Annotated in this window: 14 protein-coding genes and 1 pseudogene; 8 read left to right on the top strand and 7 right to left on the bottom strand. The window is 73.3% G+C overall.

Annotated features, from left to right (window positions below; all coding sequences use genetic code 11):
* Positions 1-36: 36 nt before the first annotated feature.
* Positions 37-1,779, bottom strand: coding sequence for a pyruvate dehydrogenase (locus SVTN_RS29705; protein ID WP_041131860.1), 1,743 nt, complete (start codon positions 1,777-1,779; stop codon positions 37-39).
* A gap of 27 nt (positions 1,780-1,806) precedes the next feature.
* A complete protein-coding gene (locus SVTN_RS46640) occupies positions 1,807-2,850 on the bottom strand; it encodes a protein phosphatase 2C domain-containing protein (RefSeq protein ID WP_425429021.1) in 1,044 nt (347 codons plus the stop codon).
* 124 nt (positions 2,851-2,974) lie between these two features.
* On the opposite strand from SVTN_RS46640, the gene SVTN_RS46635 reads away from it, so the two are divergent.
* The gene (locus SVTN_RS46635; RefSeq protein ID WP_041131858.1) at positions 2,975-3,628 is read left to right on the top strand and encodes a hypothetical protein; all 654 of its coding nucleotides are present in this window, start codon (positions 2,975-2,977) and stop codon (positions 3,626-3,628) included.
* A 158-nt stretch (positions 3,629-3,786) separates the two neighbouring features.
* Here SVTN_RS46635 and SVTN_RS29690 read toward each other — a convergent pair whose 3' ends face one another.
* Positions 3,787-7,548 (bottom strand): S8 family peptidase, encoded by a 3,762-nt coding sequence (locus SVTN_RS29690; RefSeq protein ID WP_041131857.1) that lies wholly within the window; start codon positions 7,546-7,548, stop codon positions 3,787-3,789.
* A gap of 232 nt (positions 7,549-7,780) precedes the next feature.
* Here SVTN_RS29690 and SVTN_RS29685 point away from each other — a divergent pair, with 232 nt between their 5' ends.
* The 4 genes from SVTN_RS29685 to SVTN_RS29670 all read left to right on the top strand — a co-directional run bounded on the left by SVTN_RS29685 (position 7,781) and on the right by SVTN_RS29670 (position 10,362).
* The gene (locus tag SVTN_RS29685; RefSeq protein ID WP_041131856.1) at positions 7,781-8,764 is read left to right on the top strand and encodes a helix-turn-helix transcriptional regulator; all 984 of its coding nucleotides are present in this window, start codon (positions 7,781-7,783) and stop codon (positions 8,762-8,764) included.
* A 74-nt stretch (positions 8,765-8,838) separates the two neighbouring features.
* Positions 8,839-9,273 carry a hypothetical protein gene (locus SVTN_RS29680; protein ID WP_041131855.1) on the top strand — a complete coding sequence of 145 codons (435 nt, stop codon included), beginning with the start codon at positions 8,839-8,841 and terminating at the stop codon, positions 9,271-9,273.
* Between the two features lie 72 nt (positions 9,274-9,345).
* Entirely contained in the window at positions 9,346-9,828 is a 483-nt protein-coding gene (locus tag SVTN_RS29675) for a DUF456 domain-containing protein (RefSeq protein ID WP_041131854.1), read from the top strand.
* Positions 9,829-9,954: 126 nt separating this feature from the next.
* Entirely contained in the window at positions 9,955-10,362 is a 408-nt protein-coding gene (locus SVTN_RS29670) for a PPOX class F420-dependent oxidoreductase (protein WP_041131853.1), read from the top strand.
* Here SVTN_RS29670 and SVTN_RS29665 read toward each other — a convergent pair.
* Positions 10,332-11,804 carry a DNA-3-methyladenine glycosylase 2 family protein gene (locus SVTN_RS29665; RefSeq protein ID WP_245727682.1) on the bottom strand — a complete coding sequence of 491 codons (1,473 nt, stop codon included), beginning with the start codon at positions 11,802-11,804 and terminating at the stop codon, positions 10,332-10,334. The two genes, SVTN_RS29670 and SVTN_RS29665, sit on opposite strands and share 31 nt — an antisense overlap.
* Before the next feature lie 77 nt (positions 11,805-11,881).
* On the bottom strand, positions 11,882-12,997 hold the full coding sequence (gene rsgA, locus SVTN_RS29660) for a ribosome small subunit-dependent GTPase A (protein ID WP_041131852.1): 1,116 nt from the start codon (positions 12,995-12,997) through the stop codon (positions 11,882-11,884).
* A gap of 383 nt (positions 12,998-13,380) precedes the next feature.
* Between rsgA and SVTN_RS46425 the strand changes: the two are divergent.
* A pseudogene (locus SVTN_RS46425) lies at positions 13,381-13,545 on the top strand (hypothetical protein); the annotation flags it as partial.
* A 49-nt stretch (positions 13,546-13,594) separates the two neighbouring features.
* On the opposite strand, the gene SVTN_RS29650 reads toward SVTN_RS46425, so the two are convergent.
* On the bottom strand, positions 13,595-14,812 hold the full coding sequence (locus SVTN_RS29650; protein WP_078908548.1) for an MFS transporter: 1,218 nt from the start codon (positions 14,810-14,812) through the stop codon (positions 13,595-13,597).
* Between the two features lie 131 nt (positions 14,813-14,943).
* On the opposite strand from SVTN_RS29650, the gene SVTN_RS29645 reads away from it, so the two are divergent.
* Both SVTN_RS29645 and SVTN_RS43335 read left to right on the top strand, forming a co-directional pair.
* Positions 14,944-15,303, top strand: a complete 360-nt coding sequence (locus SVTN_RS29645) for an ArsR/SmtB family transcription factor (protein ID WP_052499364.1) — start codon at positions 14,944-14,946, stop codon at positions 15,301-15,303.
* Positions 15,304-15,314: 11 nt separating this feature from the next.
* Positions 15,315-15,515 (top strand): hypothetical protein, encoded by a 201-nt coding sequence (locus tag SVTN_RS43335; RefSeq protein WP_245727680.1) that lies wholly within the window; start codon positions 15,315-15,317, stop codon positions 15,513-15,515.
* Here SVTN_RS43335 and SVTN_RS29640 read toward each other — a convergent pair.
* Complete coding sequence (locus tag SVTN_RS29640; RefSeq protein ID WP_063782289.1) at positions 15,502-16,545, bottom strand: hypothetical protein; 1,044 nt, start codon at positions 16,543-16,545, stop codon at positions 15,502-15,504. The two genes, SVTN_RS43335 and SVTN_RS29640, sit on opposite strands and share 14 nt — an antisense overlap.
* Between the last annotated feature and the right edge of the window lie 86 nt (positions 16,546-16,631).

Raw genomic sequence — 16,631 nt, 5'->3', positions numbered from 1 at the left:
TGTCACCGTCCGCATTCATGAGGTGATGGCGGAGGGTCAGGGTCTGGGCACGTTGCGCAGGTTGGAGCGGGCCATCTGGAGCATGCGGCCCACTCCCCCGTCCAGGACGATCTTGCTGGCGGAGAGCGCGAAGCCGGTCACCATGTCGGCGCTGATCTTCGGCGGGATGGAGAGCGCGTTGGGGTCGGTGACGACGTCGACCAGGGCCGGGCCCTTGTGCTTGAAGGCGTCCTTGAGCGCGCCGACGAGGTGCTTGGGCTTCTCGACCCGGACGCCGTAGGCCCCGGCGGCGCGGGCGATGGCGGCGAAGTCCGGGTTCTTGTTCGTCGTCCCGTACGAGGGGAGTCCGGCGACCAGCATCTCCAGCTCGACCATGGACAGGGAGGAGTTGTTGAAGACGATCACCTTCACGGGCAGGTCGTACTGGACGAGGGTCAGGAAGTCGCCCATCAGCATCGAGAAGCCGCCGTCGCCGGAGAGCGAGACGACCTGGCGGTTCCGGTCGGTGAACTGGGCGCCGATCGCCTGCGGCAGGGCGTTCGCCATGGAGCCGTGGCTGAACGAACCGATGATCCTGCGCTGCCCGTTGGGCGAGAGGTAGCGGGCCGCCCAGACGTTGCACATGCCGGTGTCGACGGTGAAGACGGCGTCGTCGGCGGCGAGTTCGTCGATGACGGAGGCGACGTACTCGGGGTGGATCGGGACGTGCTTCTCGACCTTGCGGGTGTACGCCTTGACGACGCCCTCCAGCGCGTCGGCGTGCTTCTTCAGTATCTTGTCGAGGAAGCGGCGGTCGGCCTTGTCGCGGACGCGCGGGATCACACAGCGCAGGGTCTCCCGGACGTCCCCCCAGACGGCCAGGTCGAGCCGGGAGCGGCGGCCGAGGTGCTCGGGCCGGACGTCCACCTGCACGATCTTCACGTCGTCGGGCAGGAAGGCGTTGTACGGGAAGTCGGTGCCGAGCAGGATCAGCAGGTCGCACTCGTGGGTGGCCTCGTAGGCGGCGCCGTACCCGAGCAGACCGCTCATGCCGACGTCGTACGGATTGTCGTACTGGATCCACTCCTTGCCGCGCAGGGCGTGGCCGACCGGCGACTTGATCCGCTCGGCGAACTGCATCACCTCGGCGTGCGCCCCCGCCGTACCGCTGCCGCAGAACAGCGTCACCCGGTCGGCGTCGTCGATCATCCGGACGAGGGCGTCGATCTCGGCGTCCCCCGGGCGGACGGTGGGCCGGGTGGTGACGAGCGCGGTCTCCGCCGTCTTCTCCGGGGCCGGCTGGGAGGCGATGTCGCCGGGCAGCGAGACGACGCTGACGCCGCGGCCGCCGACGGCGTGCTGGATCGCCGTGTGGAGCAGCCGGGGCATCTGCTTCGGGTTGGAGATGAGTTCGCTGTAGTGGCTGCATTCGCGGAACAGCTGGTCGGGGTGGGTCTCCTGGAAGTAGGAGAGGCCGATCTCGCTGGACGGGATGTGCGAGGCGAGCGCGAGGACCGGGGCCATGGAGCGGTGGGCGTCGTACAGGCCGTTGATGAGGTGGAGGTTGCCGGGCCCGCAGGAGCCGGCGCAGGCGGCGAGGCTGCCGGTGATCTGGGCCTCGGCGCCCGCGGCGAAGGCGGCGGTCTCCTCGTGCCGCACCTGGATCCAGTCGATCGCGCGGGTACGGCGGATCGCGTCGACGACCGGGTTGAGGCTGTCCCCGACCACTCCGTACAGGCGCCGGACGCCCGCGCGGACGAGGATGTCGACGAACTGTTCCGCCACGTTCTGTTTGGCCATGGCTCCATCAACACACGGCCCGGCGGGTTACGCCTCCCAGACGGCCACCCCCGTACGGTCGTCGGCGTAACCCGTCACCCTCAGCTGGGTGTCGGCGAGGAAGGCGGCGAGGCCGGGCGGCTCGGCGCCGGCCCAGCGGGCGGCGAGCTCGCGGGCGAGGGCCGGTTCGCCGCGCATCGGCTCGGCGAGTCCGGGCGAGGCGAGGAGCAGGGTGTCACCGGCACGGGCCACGGAGGCGCGGAAACGGAAGGGCTCGACGGGGGCCGGTACGGGCTCCTCGATGAGCGGACCGGGGGCGGTGGTGATGCCGAGGTCCATGGTGAGCCGGTCGCCCTCCTCGGACGCCTCGGGAACGGCGGTCGGGGATCCGAAGCCGACGACGGCGGCGCCGGTGACGGCGGCCGGTTCGGGCAGGAGCGGTTCGAGGTCCTGCCAGGAGCCGTCGCGGAGCCGGAAGAGACCGCCGCCGCCGATGCCGAAGAAGACCCGGGTGCGGCACTCGGGGTCGGCGGGGACGAGGAGGCAGCGGAGGGTCGCGGTGTACTCGTCGGGGGCGAGGCCCCGTTCGGCCGCGCGGGTCCGGAGCTTGCCGTAGGTCCGATCGGTGAGCCGGTGCAGTCCGGACTTGAGGTCGCCGCGGCGGCCGGACCTGATGTCCTCGGAGAGCCGGGCGTGGCTGCGGCAGACGGCCTCGGCGATCCAGTGGCAGGCGTCGGCGGCGGCGAGGTGGGCGTCCTCGGCGGCGCGGGATCCCGCGGCGACGGCGACGAGGACGAGCGCGGTCTCGTCGTGCCCGAAGCGGGCGGTGAGCAGGGCGTCGCGGCGGGGTTCGCCCCGGTAGCGGGCGGAGTCGCCGCGTACGGAGGCGGCGCGCAGGGTGCAGGTGCCGTAGCGGGCGCCGTCGAGGACGGTGTCGGCGACCAGTTCACCGAGCTCGCCGGGACGGGCGACGGGCAGTGCGGTGGGCTCGGCCTCGTACGTGGGCGGCCGGCTGCCGACGAACCCGGTCCGCGGCCGGGGCACGGCCACGGTGAGCTCGGGGTCGGGCGCCGGCTCCTGGGGCAGGGGCACCTGGACGGTGGGCGTCTCGACGGGCGGGGCGACCGGGGGCGGAGGCGCCGGAAACGTCCGAGGCCCACTCCCCTCGGGCACCTCCCAGGGCGCGGGCCCGGCGACCTGCCGGGACGCGGGGCGAATGGGCCCGGAACTCGGCGCGGGGGCCGCGGGCGGCGTGGACGGCGTAGGCCGGGGACCCGGCGTGGACGGCTCGGCGGCCGCGGGCCGTGTGGGCTGCGGACCGGGCACGGCAGCCACGGGCGGCTCCGGCGGCACGGGGGCCGCGACGGGCGTGGACGGTTCGGCGGGCACGGACGGCGTGGGCCGGGGCCCCGGCGTGGACGGGGCCGGGGCCGCGCTCGGCGCGGCGGCCGGAGCGGGCGGCTCGGCGGCCGCGGGCGGCGTGGACGGCGCACCAGGTGCGGCAGCCGCAGGCGGCTCCGGCGGGGCGGGCGGTGTTACGGCCGCGGGCCGCGGGGGCGGCGGGCTCGGCGCGGGTGGTGCCGGGGGCGGCGGCGGGCTGCTCGGTGCGGCGGCCTCCGGGGGCGCCGACGGGGGGCGTGGCGCGCTCGTCGGCGGCGTCAGCGGCAGGTTGCCCGGTGTGGCGGCCACGGGGGGCGGCGGTGTCGGTCGCTCGCCCGGTGCCGCGGGCGCGCCCGGCGGAGCGGGCGCCGGCCCCGGGGCCTCGTTCGGCCGGGGCGGCGTCGGCACCGCGCGGGGTGTCGTGTCGAAGTGGTCGTCGAGCGTGTCACCCGAGACCGTCGGGGCCGTGTCCGGCGCCGACTCGTCGTAGAGCTTGTCCCACCAGTTGTCCCCCTGCTGAGTCATGCCCTTATTGTCCACCGCGTACGGCGCCCGAAAACGGGACATCAGGAAAACCGTTGCTGCAAATGGGTGGTCCGCCGGGCGACCCCACCCCCCACGGGAAGGACGCCCGGCGGACCGGCGTGATCAGCGCACGTCGTAGGCGCGGACCACGGTCTGGGTGACGGAGTTGCCGTTGGCGTCCGTCAGTTCGACCTTCAGGGTGACCTGCTTGCCGGTCGCGCCCGCGTGGTTCACGGTCGCGGTCCAGCCGTCGCCCTGCTGAGAGACCTGCGCTTCGGTCCAGGTCGTGCCCCCGTCGTAGGAGTACGAGAGCTTCGCCGAGGTGAGCGCTGCGGGGGTGTAGCCCGCGTGACCCGTCGCGGTGAGGCCGATGTGCTGGCCGTCGGTCGCGGCGAGGGTCTTGAGTCCGTCCTCCGGAAGGTCGTACCGGGGGAAGAGAATCGGGATGCCCTGAGAATAGACGCTCTCGTCAAGCTTGGAGGTGAATTTCCACACCGAGTTGACGGAAAGAGAGCGGGCCCAGACCCTGTTGCCGATCTTCATCGTGTTCTGTTCGAGCGTGTACGTCCCGGCTTCGGCCGGTACTTCGAACACTCCGGACGGCCAGCTGCTCTCGCCGAGGAGCTCGCCGTCGCGGCTCAGGCGCAGGTTCCCGATGTCGCCGAAGGAGCCGGGCTCGGCGTAGTGGGTGCGGTCGCCCCACATGGCGTTCGCGAAGCCGATGAGGTTGCCCTGGCGTTCGGCGACGAGGACCGGCTTTCCGGTGGTGTCGCGCGGCGCGGTGGGGGCGATGACCCCGTCGTACCACTTCTCGGTGCGCCGCTCGCCGGGGGTGTACGTGCGGCGGGCGCCCATCATGATCTCCCCGAAGGGGAAGCTGCTGTTGACCATCTGCTGCCAGGCGGTGTCACCGGCGGAGTAGTACTCGGTGCGGGTGCCGGGCGCGGGGACGGTTTCGAGCGAGCCGAAGGAGATGCCGACGCCGTTGGGGCGGTAGGCGGCCGGGAAGTCCGTGAAGTCGGTGGTGATGCCGGCCGAGCCGTAGGTCGAGTCCGTCCGGCCCAGCTGGGCGTCGCGGACCCGGTACTCCTTCTCGTCGCGGATCGCGCCCGTCTCGGGGAAGGCGAGGTTGTAGAGGTACGGGCTCTTCGCGGTGGCCTTCCAGGCGAGGGTGACCTCGCCGGCGGCCAGCTTGCCGAGGAGCGCGGTGGCCTCCGTGGACGGGAGGGAGACGACGGGGAGGCCGATGCCGGTGAAGCCACCGCTCGGGTACCAGCGGCCGGCGGCCGAGTGGTACGCGACGACGGCGACGGCGCCGGCGGCCTTGGCGTTGCGGGCGACGGTGATCGCGCTGGTGGAGTCGTCCGGGAACCGGACGAGGGCGATGCGGCCCTGGACCCCGGCCGCCTTCAGCTCCGCCGCGGTGCCTGTTCCGGCGTCGACGAGGCGGGCGGAGCCGGTGCCGTCGAGGTTGTCGGAGCCGAGGGAGCCGGTCAGCGGGTGCAGGGTCAGGCCGTCGGTGGTGGCAAGGGAGGTGATCTGCGGGGCCGCGGCCCGCCAGTAGCTGCCGAACTCGAAGTCGCCCTCGTCGGCCTTGCCATCGACCGAGGCGTAGTAGCCGCGGAGGGTGCGCGGTCCGGTGGCGGTTCCGGCGTGCAGCCAGAAGTCGTCCCAGGAGCGGGCGAACGCGAGGGTGGCGCCGCGGAGTTCGGAGGACCGGTCGGTCTTGACCGACAGTTCGTGGGCCTTGCGGGCGTCGAGGACGACGGTGGTGTCCTTCTTGATCTCGACCTGTGGGCGGCCGAGGTAGCTGAGCGAGTCGTTCAGCGTGGCGCCCTCGCCCTCGTCGGGCGTGGTGACGAAGGAGGAGAGGAAGTAGCTGCCGGGGCGCAGGCGGTAGACCTGGTCGGCGGCGCCGTCGTTGAAGCGGCGCTCGCCGCTGGCGGTGTCGGTGCCGATGACGTCGAGGGAGGAGGCGCCGGAGGCGGGGTTGCCCTGACGGTCGATCAGCTTGACGCGCAGGGTGACCGTCTCGGGCTCCACGTACAGGGAGAACGGGGTGGAGACGTGGATGCCGCTGGGGCCGGTGGCGAGGACGCGGCCGGTGACGTCGCCGTACTGGGCGGGCTCCAGGCGGGCGTCGGGGTTCAGGGCGAGCGGGACCTTGACGGTGGCGCCTGCGGGGACGGTGACGGTGCGCTTGCCGAGGCGGGCGACGGTCGACCGGATGGCGGAGCCGTCGTTGCCGGTGATCTTCTCGACGGCCAGGTCGAGGGTGACCGGCCGGTCGCCGGTGTTGGTGTACGGGACGGAGACGGTGGTGCGGTCGGTCTTGTCCTGGGGCCAGTTGTAGGTGCCGCCCTGGACGGCGGGGGTGCTCAGGACGGTCTGGTCGATGGCGGCCTTGACGTCGAGGCGGCCGCCGCCGACCTCGCGGACGTCGCCGGGGACCTCGCTGTCGGCGGAGGCGACGAGCGCGGCCTTGATCTGCTGGGCGGTCCAGTCGGGGTGGCGTTGCTTGACGAGGGCGGCGGCGCCCGCGACGTGCGGGGTGGCCATCGACGTACCGGACATGGACTGATACGCGTACACCCCGCGTCCGCCGGCGGCGGCGGCGGAGATGCCGACGCCGGGGGCGGCGATCTCGGGCTTGAGGGTGTGGTTCACGATCGTCGGGCCGCGGCTGGAGAACCAGGCGGTGGAGTCGTCGCGGTCGACGGCGCCGACGGTGAGGACGCTGGGCGCGCAGCCGGGCGAGGAGACGGTGTTGTGCGTGGGGCCGGAGTTGCCGGCGGCGATGACGAACAAGGTGTCCGTGGACCGGGCGAGTTGCTCGGTGGCGGTGCTCATGGGGTCGGTGCAGTCGGTGGGTACGGGGCTGCCGAGGCTCATGGAGACGACGTCGGCGCCCTGCGCGACGGCCCATTCCATGCCCGCGATGATCCAGGAGGTGGCGCCGGATCCGGAGTCGTTGAGGACCTTGCCGTTGAGGAGGTCCGTGCCGGGGGCGACGCCCTTCTTCTTTCCGTCGCTCGCGGCGCCGGAGCCGCCGACGGTGGAGATGGTGTGGGTGCCGTGGCCCTGGTGGTCGCCGGTGGTGTCGGAGTCGGTGAAGTTCTCCGAGGCGACGATCCGGCCCTTCAGATCGGGGTGTTCGGCGTCGGCGCCGGTGTCCAGGACGGCGACCTTGGTGCCCTTGCCGTCGTAACCGGCGGCCCACGCCTCGGGGGCGTGGATCTGCTTCGTCGACTGCTCCAGGGTGGCCTGGACCTTGCGGTCCAGCCAGAGCTTCTTCAGGCCGGAGGCGGAGCGGGCGTTCGGGGCGCTGATCTCCGCCCAGAAGGTGGCGGCCTGCTTCTTCTCCGTCTTGAGCGCGACGCCGTCGACGGCCTTGAGGACCTGGCCGCGCCTGGCGCCGCGCGGGGCGGCGGGGACGGAGCGGGCGAGGTCGGAGCCGTAGACCGCGATCAGGGGCAGCGTGGCGGTGGCGGCGTCGTCGTAGCCCTGGCGGATCAGGCCCGTGACGTTGAAGAGCTCCTCGTCGACGCGTCCGGCGGCGAGCGCGGTGGTGGCGTCCTCGGGGTAGACGTACAGGTCCTTGCCGGAGCGGCGGGTCTGGACCAGGGGGACGGTCCCGTCCTCGCGGGGCAGGGCCGTGGCCGCCGGGTTGCCCTCGGCGTCCCGGGTGACCAGGACGCGGTCGCCGGTGACCAGGGTCACCGTGGCGCTCTTGGCTCCGGCGCGGGCCGAGGCCTCGCTGCCGACCAGCGGTCGCTTGCCGGCCGTGCCGTCCTGAGACTCATTCGCCATGGACGGCGCGACCGCGGTGACGGCCAGGACGGCGGCGGTCGCCGCCCCCAGGGCCGTACGCGAAATCGGACGCATCGCTCTCCCCATCTGAATCCGGAAAAAGGGCACAAGGCGCCCCTTGCCGGAGGCTGTTGGTGCTGCGGTGGCGCCACATTGGCAGAGGTGAGGGCGGTACAGGGATGATGGGAGAGGCGGGAATACGCCGTGGCCGTTTCCCGCCAGGTCACCAACGGAACGAATGCCTCCGGTGAACGTCCCCGAAAGATCCGGGACGCCCGCCGGAGGTACGGCGAGGGGTGGGGCATCCATGCTGGGAGCGATAGGACTCGACGAGCGCCAGGAGTCCGCGTACCGCGCCCTGGTCGCGCTGGGCGCGGCCGAGGTCACCGATCTCGCGCACCGGCTCGCCCTGCCCGAGCAGGACACCGAGCGGGCGCTGCGCCGCCTGGAGTCGCAGGGGCTCGCCGCCCAGTCCTCGGCCCGCGCCGGCCGGTGGGTCGCGGCGCCGCCCGGGGTCGCGCTCGGCGCGCTGCTCACCCAGCAGCGCCACGAGCTGGAGCAGGCGGAGCTGGCGGCCGCGCTGCTCGCCGAGGAGTACCGGGCGGAGGCCGAGGAGGCGGCCGTGCACGACCTGGTGGAGGTGGTGACCGGGGCGAGCGCGGTGACGCATCGTTTCCTCCAGCTCCAGCTGGGCGCCCAGGAGGAGGTCTGCGCCCTGGTGACGGGCAAGCCGCTCGTGGTCTCCGGCCTGGAGAACGACGCGGAGGAGCAGGCGGCCGGGCGCGGGGTCCGCTACCGGGTGGTGATCGAGCGCGAGGTGCTCACCCTCCCGACCGGGCTGCTCGAACTGTCCGCGGCGCTCAGCCGCGAGGAGAAGATCAGGGTCGCGGACCGGGTCCCCACGAAGCTGGTCGTCGCCGACCGGTCCCTGGCCATGGTGCCGCTGACCGGGCGGGGCGCCGAGCCCGCGGCGATCGTCGTGCACGCGAGCGGGCTCCTCGAATCGCTCATGGGCCTGTTCGAGTCGGTGTGGCGGGAGGCGCTGCCGCTGCGGCTCGGGGCGGGCGCGCAGATCACCGAGGACGAGGCGCCGGGCCCGGACGCGATGGACCTGGAGATCCTGTCGCTGCTGCTCGCCGGGATGACGGACGCGAGCGTGGCGAAGCAGCTGGACCTGGGGCTGCGGACGGTGCAGCGGCGGGTGAAGGGGCTGATGGAGCTCACCGGGGTGACGACCCGGCTGCAGCTGGGCTGGCACGCGTACGAGAAGGGCTGGGTGGCCCGCGGGTGAGGTCGGGGCGTGTGGGAATGTGAGCGACTGATTCCGCTTGCAGCACCCTCGATCCCCCTGGAGTACCGCCCCCCATGAACAGACGACGTCGTCGCGCCCTGCTGGCCACCGTGACTCCGATGCTGGAGCCCGGGGAGCGGATCGAGGTGACGTGCGTCGTCGGCCTGAACACGGTCTCCGTGAGCCGGACCGCCGCGTTCGGCGTGGCGTCGGCCGTCCTCAGCGGTGGCTCGATGGCCGTGATACCGACGCCGGTCCCGATGTACCTGGCGATGACCGACCGGCGGCTCTTCGTCTTCCGGGCGGATCCGGTGTTCGCGAAGCCGGTCGCCCACACCATGACGATCCCGCGCGCCGGCCTGTTCCGCTCGGCGATCAAGGAACGGATCCTGAACTCCTCGATCATCCTCTCCTCGCCGAAGACCGAGTTCGCCGTGAAGCTCATCTTTCCGCTGATCAGCCGCAAGGAGCGCAATCTCGTGGTCGCCGCCCTGCCCCTGGCGGCCTGACCTCCCCTGCCGCGTACCCCGTCCGCCCCGCGCGACCTGCGGGAATCCACGCCGTCGTGCACGCTGGGCAGCGTGGGTGTGTGGCAGCTCCTGATGATCGCGACGGTGATGCTGCTCGGTCTGTTCGGGGTCCTTGCGCCCGGCGTGCCGGGGACGTGGCTGGTGTGGGCGGCGATGCTCTGGTGGTCGCTGCACGAGCGGACGGACCTCGCCTGGATCCTGCTCGCCTCCTCGACCGGCCTGCTGCTCCTCACCCAGGTGATCGTCTGGCAGCTGCCGCCGCGCCGCTTCCGGGGCGTGGGCATCACCCGGCGCATGGTGACGTACGCGGGGGTGGGCGCCGTCCTGGGCTTCGTCCTGGTGCCGGTGGTGGGCGCGATCCCCGGCTTCGTCGGCGGGATCTACCTCTCGGAGCGCCTCCGCCTGGGCGGCCACGGCCAGGCGAGGGCGGCGACCCGGGCCGTGATGCGGGCGGCCGGCACGAGCGTGCTGGTCGAGCTCTTCTCCTGCCTGCTGATCGTGGGCGCGTGGGCGGGGGCGGTGATCTGGGGCTAGGACCGGGGTGGCGGTGATCCGGGACTAGGACCGGGATGGCGGTGATCCGGGGCTAGGACGGAGGTCCGAGCCGGGACCCGCCCCAGGGCCGATCCGCCGGGGGCTGGGCCGCGCGATGCTGGGCCCATGAGGGATTTCGAGGGCTTCAGCGAGGCCGAGCGCGCCTATCTCACGGAAGGGCGGAAGCTCGGCCGGATGGCGACCGTGGACCCGTCCGGGCAGCCGCAGGCCAACCCGGTGGGCTACTTCCCGCAGGAGGACGGCACGGTCCTGGTGGGCGGGGCCCGCATGGGCCGGACGAAGAAGTGGCGGAACCTGCGGCAGAACCCGAAGGTGGCGCTGGTCGTCGACGACCTCGCGAGCGTCCGCCCCTGGCGGGTGCGGGGCGTCGAGATCCGCGGCGAGGCGGAACTCCTGGTGGGCCCGCACGAGCTGGGCCCGTACTTCAGCGAGGAGGTCATCCGGATCCATCCGCGCCGGATCCACAGCTGGGGCCTGGAGGACTACACCGCCGAAGGGACCGGAGCGGAGTAGCCGGCCGCGTGGGCCGGAGCGGAGTAGCGGGCCCTGTGAGCCGGGTCGAGGTAGCGGGCCGCGTGGGCGGGGTCGAGGTAGCGGGCCGCGTGGGCGGGGTCGAGGTAGCGGGCCGCGTAGGAGCGCCACGGTCGCCACTCCTCCGTCTCCCGCCCGTCCACCAGGGCGACGTCCGGGTCGCCGAGGGCCCGCATCCGGATCAGCGCGGCGGCCCCGGCGGTCACACCGGGGACGGCGAGCAGGGCGCGCTCGGCCTCGTCGCGGTCGGCGCCGGGGTCGAGGCGTACGGCTCCGTCGGCGAGGGCGCGGGCCAGCGGCCCCGCGACGGGGTGGCCGGTCAGGGCGGCGGGCTCCGGGAAGACATGGGTGAGGGTGCCGCAGGCGGTGGCCAGCGGGGTGCCGTGGAGCTCGACGACCTGGGCCGACTCCTCGGCGCCGAGGACCGTCCGCAGCGCGAACTCCTCGGGCTCGGCCGTGCCCGGGGAGCGCACGCCCGGCCGGGCGGCCACCTCGGCGGCGAGCCCGGGGGCCGCCCCGAGGCGCTCGGCGACCGCGTACGGGTCGGCGTCGAGGTCGAAGAGGCGCCGCAGCCGGTGCACGGCGGTGGTCAGGTCGCGCAGCTCGGTGAGGTGGATGCGGGCCTCGAGCCAGCGCCCGCCGGACCGCTCGTCGACGGAGACGACGCCGGTGCCGTACGGGAGGCGGAGCGTACGCCGGTAGGTGCGGGTGCCGGGGGCGCCGACGACCTCCTCCACCCGGGGGACGGCCTCGGCGGCGAGCAGGTCGAAGACCTCGCCGGCCGCGTACGGTCCCCGGTGGGCGAGCCGCAGCGGCACTCCGGCGGCGAGCGCGGTACGGGCTCCGGCGCCGCTGCCCGCCTCGGCGCGCAGGGCGGTGGGGGTGCGGGCGTAGACGGCGCGCATCGTCTCGTTGAACTGGCGGACGCTGGCGAAGCCGGCCGCGAAGGCGATCTCGGTGACGGGCAGTCCCGTGGTCTGGAGCAGCAGCCGCGCGGTGTGCGCCCGCTGGGCGCGGGCGAGCGCGACGGGTCCGGCGCCCAGTTCGGCGGTGAGCTGGCGCTGCACCTGGCGGGTGCTGTAGCCGAGCCGCCCGGCGAGCCCGGGGACGCCCTCGCGGTCGACGACGCCGTCGCCGATCATCCGCATGGCGCGCCCGACGACGTCGGCCCGTACGTTCCACTCGGCGGAGCCGGGCACGGCGTCGGGCCGGCAGCGGCGGCAGGCGCGAAAGCCGTGCCCTTGGGCGGCGGCGGCCGTCGGGTAGAAGGAGACGTTCTGCCGCTTGGGGGTGACGGCGGGGCAGCTGGGTCGGCAGTAGATGCCGGTGGTGCGGACGGCGAAGAAGAACTCTCCGTCGAACCGGGCGTCCCTGCTGCTGACCGCCTCGTAGCGGGTGTCGTCGCGGGTGTCGTCGTCCCTCATGGCTCCCAGTGTGCGGGAGCCGCCCCGCCCCGGCTCGCGGTTTTCGGACACCGCGATCGGGGCGGGGCGGACAGGCCCTAGCCGAGCCGGCCCTGGCGCTTGAACTCCATCTGGGCCCGGCCGCCCGCGCCCATGCGCTTCCACTCCTTGAGCATCTCGGAGCGCACCCGGGCGTCGGTCTTGGCGACGATCCGCCGGTTCTCGCGGATCAGCTTGCGATAGCTCTCCAGGCGGCGCACGGGCAGCGAGCCCTCCTCGATCGCCGCCCTCACCGCGCAGCCCGGCTCGGACTCGTGGGCGCAGTCGTGGAAGCGGCAGTCCCCGGCGAGCTCCTCGATCTCGGAGAAGACCTGTCCGACACCGGCCTCGGCGTCCCAGAGTCCGACGCCGCGCAGTCCGGGGGTGTCGATGAGGACTCCCCCGCCGGGCAGGACGAACAGGTTGCGGGTGGTCGTCGTGTGGCGGCCCTTGCCGTCGACGTCCCGGGCGGCCTGGACGTCCATGACGTCCTCGCCGACCAGCGCGTTGGCGAGGGTCGACTTGCCGGCACCGGAGACGCCGAGCAGCACGGTCGTGCCCCCCGCGACGGTCGCGGCGAGCACGTCGAGCCCCTCTCCGGTGGTGGAGCTGACGGGCAGCACCTGCACGCCGGGCGCGACCGTCTCCACGTCCTCGACGAGGTAGGAGAGCCCGACGGGGTCGGGCACGAGGTCGGCCTTGCTGAGGACGACGGTCGGCTGGGCGCCGGACTCCCAGGCCAGGGCGAGGAAGCGTTCGATCCGGCCGAGGTCGAGCTCGACGGCGAGCGAGACCGTGATGACGGCGTGGTCGACGTTGGCCGCGAGGATCTGCCCCTCGGACCGCTTGGAGGAGGTGGAGCGCGCGAAGGCGGTACGACGCGGCAGACACGCGCGTACGTACCGGGGATCGGCGCCCTCGGGGTCGACGGCGGCCCAGTCGCCGGTGCAGACGACCCGCAGCGGATCGTGCGGGGTCACGAACGCCGTGTCGGCGCGGACGACACCCTCAGGGGTCGCCACGTCGCACTGACCTCGGTCGACCCGGATGACCCGACCCGGGATCAGTCCCTGGGCGGCGTACGGCGCGAAGGCGGCGGCCCAGCCGGAGTCCCAGCCGTGGGCGTCGAGCAGCGAGGAAGAGGAGGAGGAGACGGAAGAAAGCGGGAAAGACAAGGGGGACCCTTCGAAGGGTGGCCCCGGCGGCGCGCTCCGAGCGCGCGGAAGTCGAGTGGGTGTCAGCCGGAGACCACGGGGGTGGGAACGATGAACTCCTGAATGCGGGCAGAGCCCGTCACCGTGACAGTCATCAATGTCCTCACCTCCTGCTTCTTCTCGACGAACCGACACCACTCTCCTTCGGGAGCGGATACGCGACACCCTAGCCCCGCCCCAGGACACGGCACCACCGTTTTAAAGGGGCATCCCGGCCGCGAGCGGCCAGGGCTCCATCAAGCTCCTCCGAGGCACGCCTCCAAGGCCGCACCCCTTGACCTGATGGCGCCTCAGGCCTCGCGTTCGCGGGGCGGCTTTCAGTCGTCCGTGTCGCCGACGATGCCGTGGCGGTAGGCCCAGGCGGCGAGTTCGGCTCGGTTGCGGAGGTCGCGTTTGAGCTGGGCGGCGGCCAGGTGCTTTTTGACGGTGTGTGCCGTACGGACCCGCACGTCCGCGATCACGACCTGCTGCCGCACCGCGAGCGGGTCGTGCCCGGTCACGAGGACGTCGGCGAGGTCGTGGCCACGGGCAGTGACGTCACCGGCCCCAAGGCCGGGCTCAGGGCCGTGGCGCCGTCGGCGACTGGGCCGTGGAGGCTCGGGGGTGCGGTGCCCGGGCAGCGGGTGCGACGGCGTCGTCCGCGCGCTGACGCCCGTCGGCGGCCGCGGTGGCGGTGGCGACCAGGGTCAGGACGGTGGCGGCCAGCGGGAACCAGCGCTCGCCGAGTACCGCGATCGCCGCGCTGCCCGCCACCCCGCCCGCGGCCATGCCCAGGTAGAGGGCGCTGCTGTTGAGCGAGATCAGCAGCGGTGCGCTCGCCGGGTTCAGCGAGGCCAGGCGGTGCGGCAGTGCCACTGACACCGCCCAGCCCGCCAGGGGGGTCGCCACCGCGTAGATCAGCGCGCCGGGCATGCTGCGCCCGAGCCAGGGCAGGGCGGTGAAGGCGAGGGCGGCCACGGTGGAGCCGCCCAGCAGCACCCGTCGCACCCCGATGCGGTCCACCAGGCGGCCGCCCAGCCAACTGCCCGCCACCGACGCCAGTCCCGAGGCCAACAGCACCAGGCTCAGCCGGCCCGCGTCGCCGCCGGTGGCGACGCGGACGGCGGTGGCCAGGTAGATGTAGACGCACTGGAAGGCGAGGAAGAACGTGAACGTCGTGCCTGCGGCGCCCAGAACCCTCCGCTCGCGCAGCGGGGCCAGGCGTGCCCGCAGTCCGGGAGCCGCGGCCGGGGACGGGAGGTCACGCAGCAGCAGCGTGAGACCCGCGAGCGCGGCCACGCCCAGGAAGGTGACCAGCCACATCGTCATCCGCCAGTCGGCGTGTCCCACCCAGGTGCCCAGTGGCACGCCGAGCGCGGTGGCCACCGTCATCCCGCCGAGCACGGTGGCCAGCGCCCGGCCACGCCGCTCGGGTGCGACCAAAGTGGTGGCCGCCGCGTTGGCGGTGGGCGTGTAGAGCGCGGCTCCGGCCGCTGCCAGCACCCGGGTGGCCAGCAGGGCGCTGAAGTTCGGGGCGAGCGCACTGAGCGCGTTGGCCGCGCTGAACACCGCGAGCGCGGTCAGCAGCAGCCGACGCCGTGGCCAGCGGGCGGTGAGCGTGGCCAGTACCGGGGCCAGGAGTGCGTAGCCGAGTGCGAAGACGGTGACCAGTTGGCCCGCGGCGTTGACCGAGACCCCGAGGTCGGCGGAGATCGGGCCGAGGATGCCGGCGATGACCATCGAGTCGGTGCCTATGGCGAAGGAGCCGAGAGCGAGTAGGAGCAGGCGTACTGGCACGGGAAGGTCCCCCCGGGTGCGATGGCAGATTGTTTGATGAGCATGCAACAGTTTGAACTTCGTCAAACGATACGGATGGGTGGATGATTGTCAAACAAACGTTGCGGACTCCGACCCGAAGGACCGGCGCCATGCCCGAAGACGAGCGGCTTCCCCAGCCGACCACCGCAGACATCGACCTCGTCACGGTGCTGCAGGCCCTCGGCGACCCGGTCCGCATGCGACTGTTCGCCGGCTACGCCGACGGCCGCGAGCACTCCTGCGACCCCCGCCACCTCGGTCTGGAGCACCTCCACAAGTCGACCGTCTCGCACCACATGCGCGTCATGCGCGAAGCCGGCCTCACGACCACCCGCGTAGCCGGCCGCAACCGCTACGTCAGCCTGCGTCGCGACGACCTCGACACCCGCTTCCCCGGCCTCCTGGACGCCCTGCTGGCCTCCGCCCCGCCGTCCACCCCCGGGCCGCGCGACGCACCCCAGGACTCGTGAGGCGGACGGCGATGCGTACGCCGGTGGGGGTGGGCGCGATGCGCATGGTCGCCCGCAACGACGTCGCACACCTCGCGGCGCTCGTGGAACCCGTCGACGCGGCCGCGCTCGGCATCGACATCAGCGCGTCACGTCCACCGGCCGACCTCGCCGACGTCCACCGCCTCGGCGAAGCCGGCCGGATCCGCGGCGAGGTCCTCATCGTTCCCTGAGTCCGGGCGGCCGGACCCGGGTGCCGGGCTCCGCGCCCTGGGCGGCTTCCGGGGGCGGGCCGGTGATCCAGCCGAGTTCGTAGGCGTACCAGCCCAGTTGGATCCTGGTGGTGCCGCCCGCCAGGTCCATCATCCCCTTCACCCGCCGCTTCACGGTGCGCAGGCCCATCCGCAGCTGTTTGGCGATGCTCGCATCGGTCATGCCGAGCAGCAGCAGAGCGAGGATCCGAAGGTCGGTCGCGTCGGGTCCTGCGGGTTCGTTCTCGATCAACTCCCCGCCGCTGCCGAGCCGGAGCGGCAACGCCTTCCGCCACACCCGCTCGAACAGGCCCATCAGCAGGTCGAGGATCCCGCTCGCGTGGACCACCAGAGCCTCGGGTTCGGAGCCGTGGCCGCTGAGCGGCACCATCGCGAGGGTGCGGTCGGCCACGACCAGCTTGGTCGGGACCACGTCGACCAGCCGGACCTCCTGCCGGCGCCCGAGCCCCACGGCCAGTTCGCTGCGCTGGCCCGGCAGCGCCAGGGCCTCACGCTCGAGCACCACGCGGTACGCGACTCCGCGGGCCACGGCCGCGTCCTCGACCGGGTTCTCCAGCGGGGCGACGGCGACCGGCGTGCCGGTGACCAGGACGCACAGCTCCTCCACCGCGCCCATCTGCAACTGGAGAAAGCGGTGCGAGACCGCGCTCGCTCCCGTCACCACCTCCACCAGGTCGTGCACCGCGGACTCCGCCACCTCGGAGCGGTAGGCGTCCGCAAGCAGCGCGGCCGTCCGTTCGGCGTCGTCGAGGACCCGCCGCTGCCGGGTGAGCAGCGCGCCCAGGGCGGCCCCGGGCGGAGCCGGTATCCAGTGCCCCGGGCGAGGCCGTACGGCAAGGCCCTGCTCCTCCAGGCGACGGAGCGCGGTGGCCACGGCGGTCTCGCCGAGCGCGAGGCGGCGCGCGAGACCGGCCTGGTCGGTGCCACCGAGCCGGACGAGGCCGCGGTAGGCCGCCTCCTGCGTGTCGTCGAGTCCAAGCGCTCCGAGCATTCCGGCTCCCCTTTCCGGAGGGTGTCCTTCCACCACCTCCGTGGCGGGAAACGGCCGCGGCACCTTCCCGCCCGCGGCCGCCGTTC

The organism is Streptomyces vietnamensis (assembly GCF_000830005.1).
Lineage (GTDB): Bacteria > Actinomycetota > Actinomycetes > Streptomycetales > Streptomycetaceae > Streptomyces > Streptomyces vietnamensis.
Note: the sequence above shows the minus strand (reverse complement) of the source record. Positions and strands in the feature narration are given on the sequence as shown.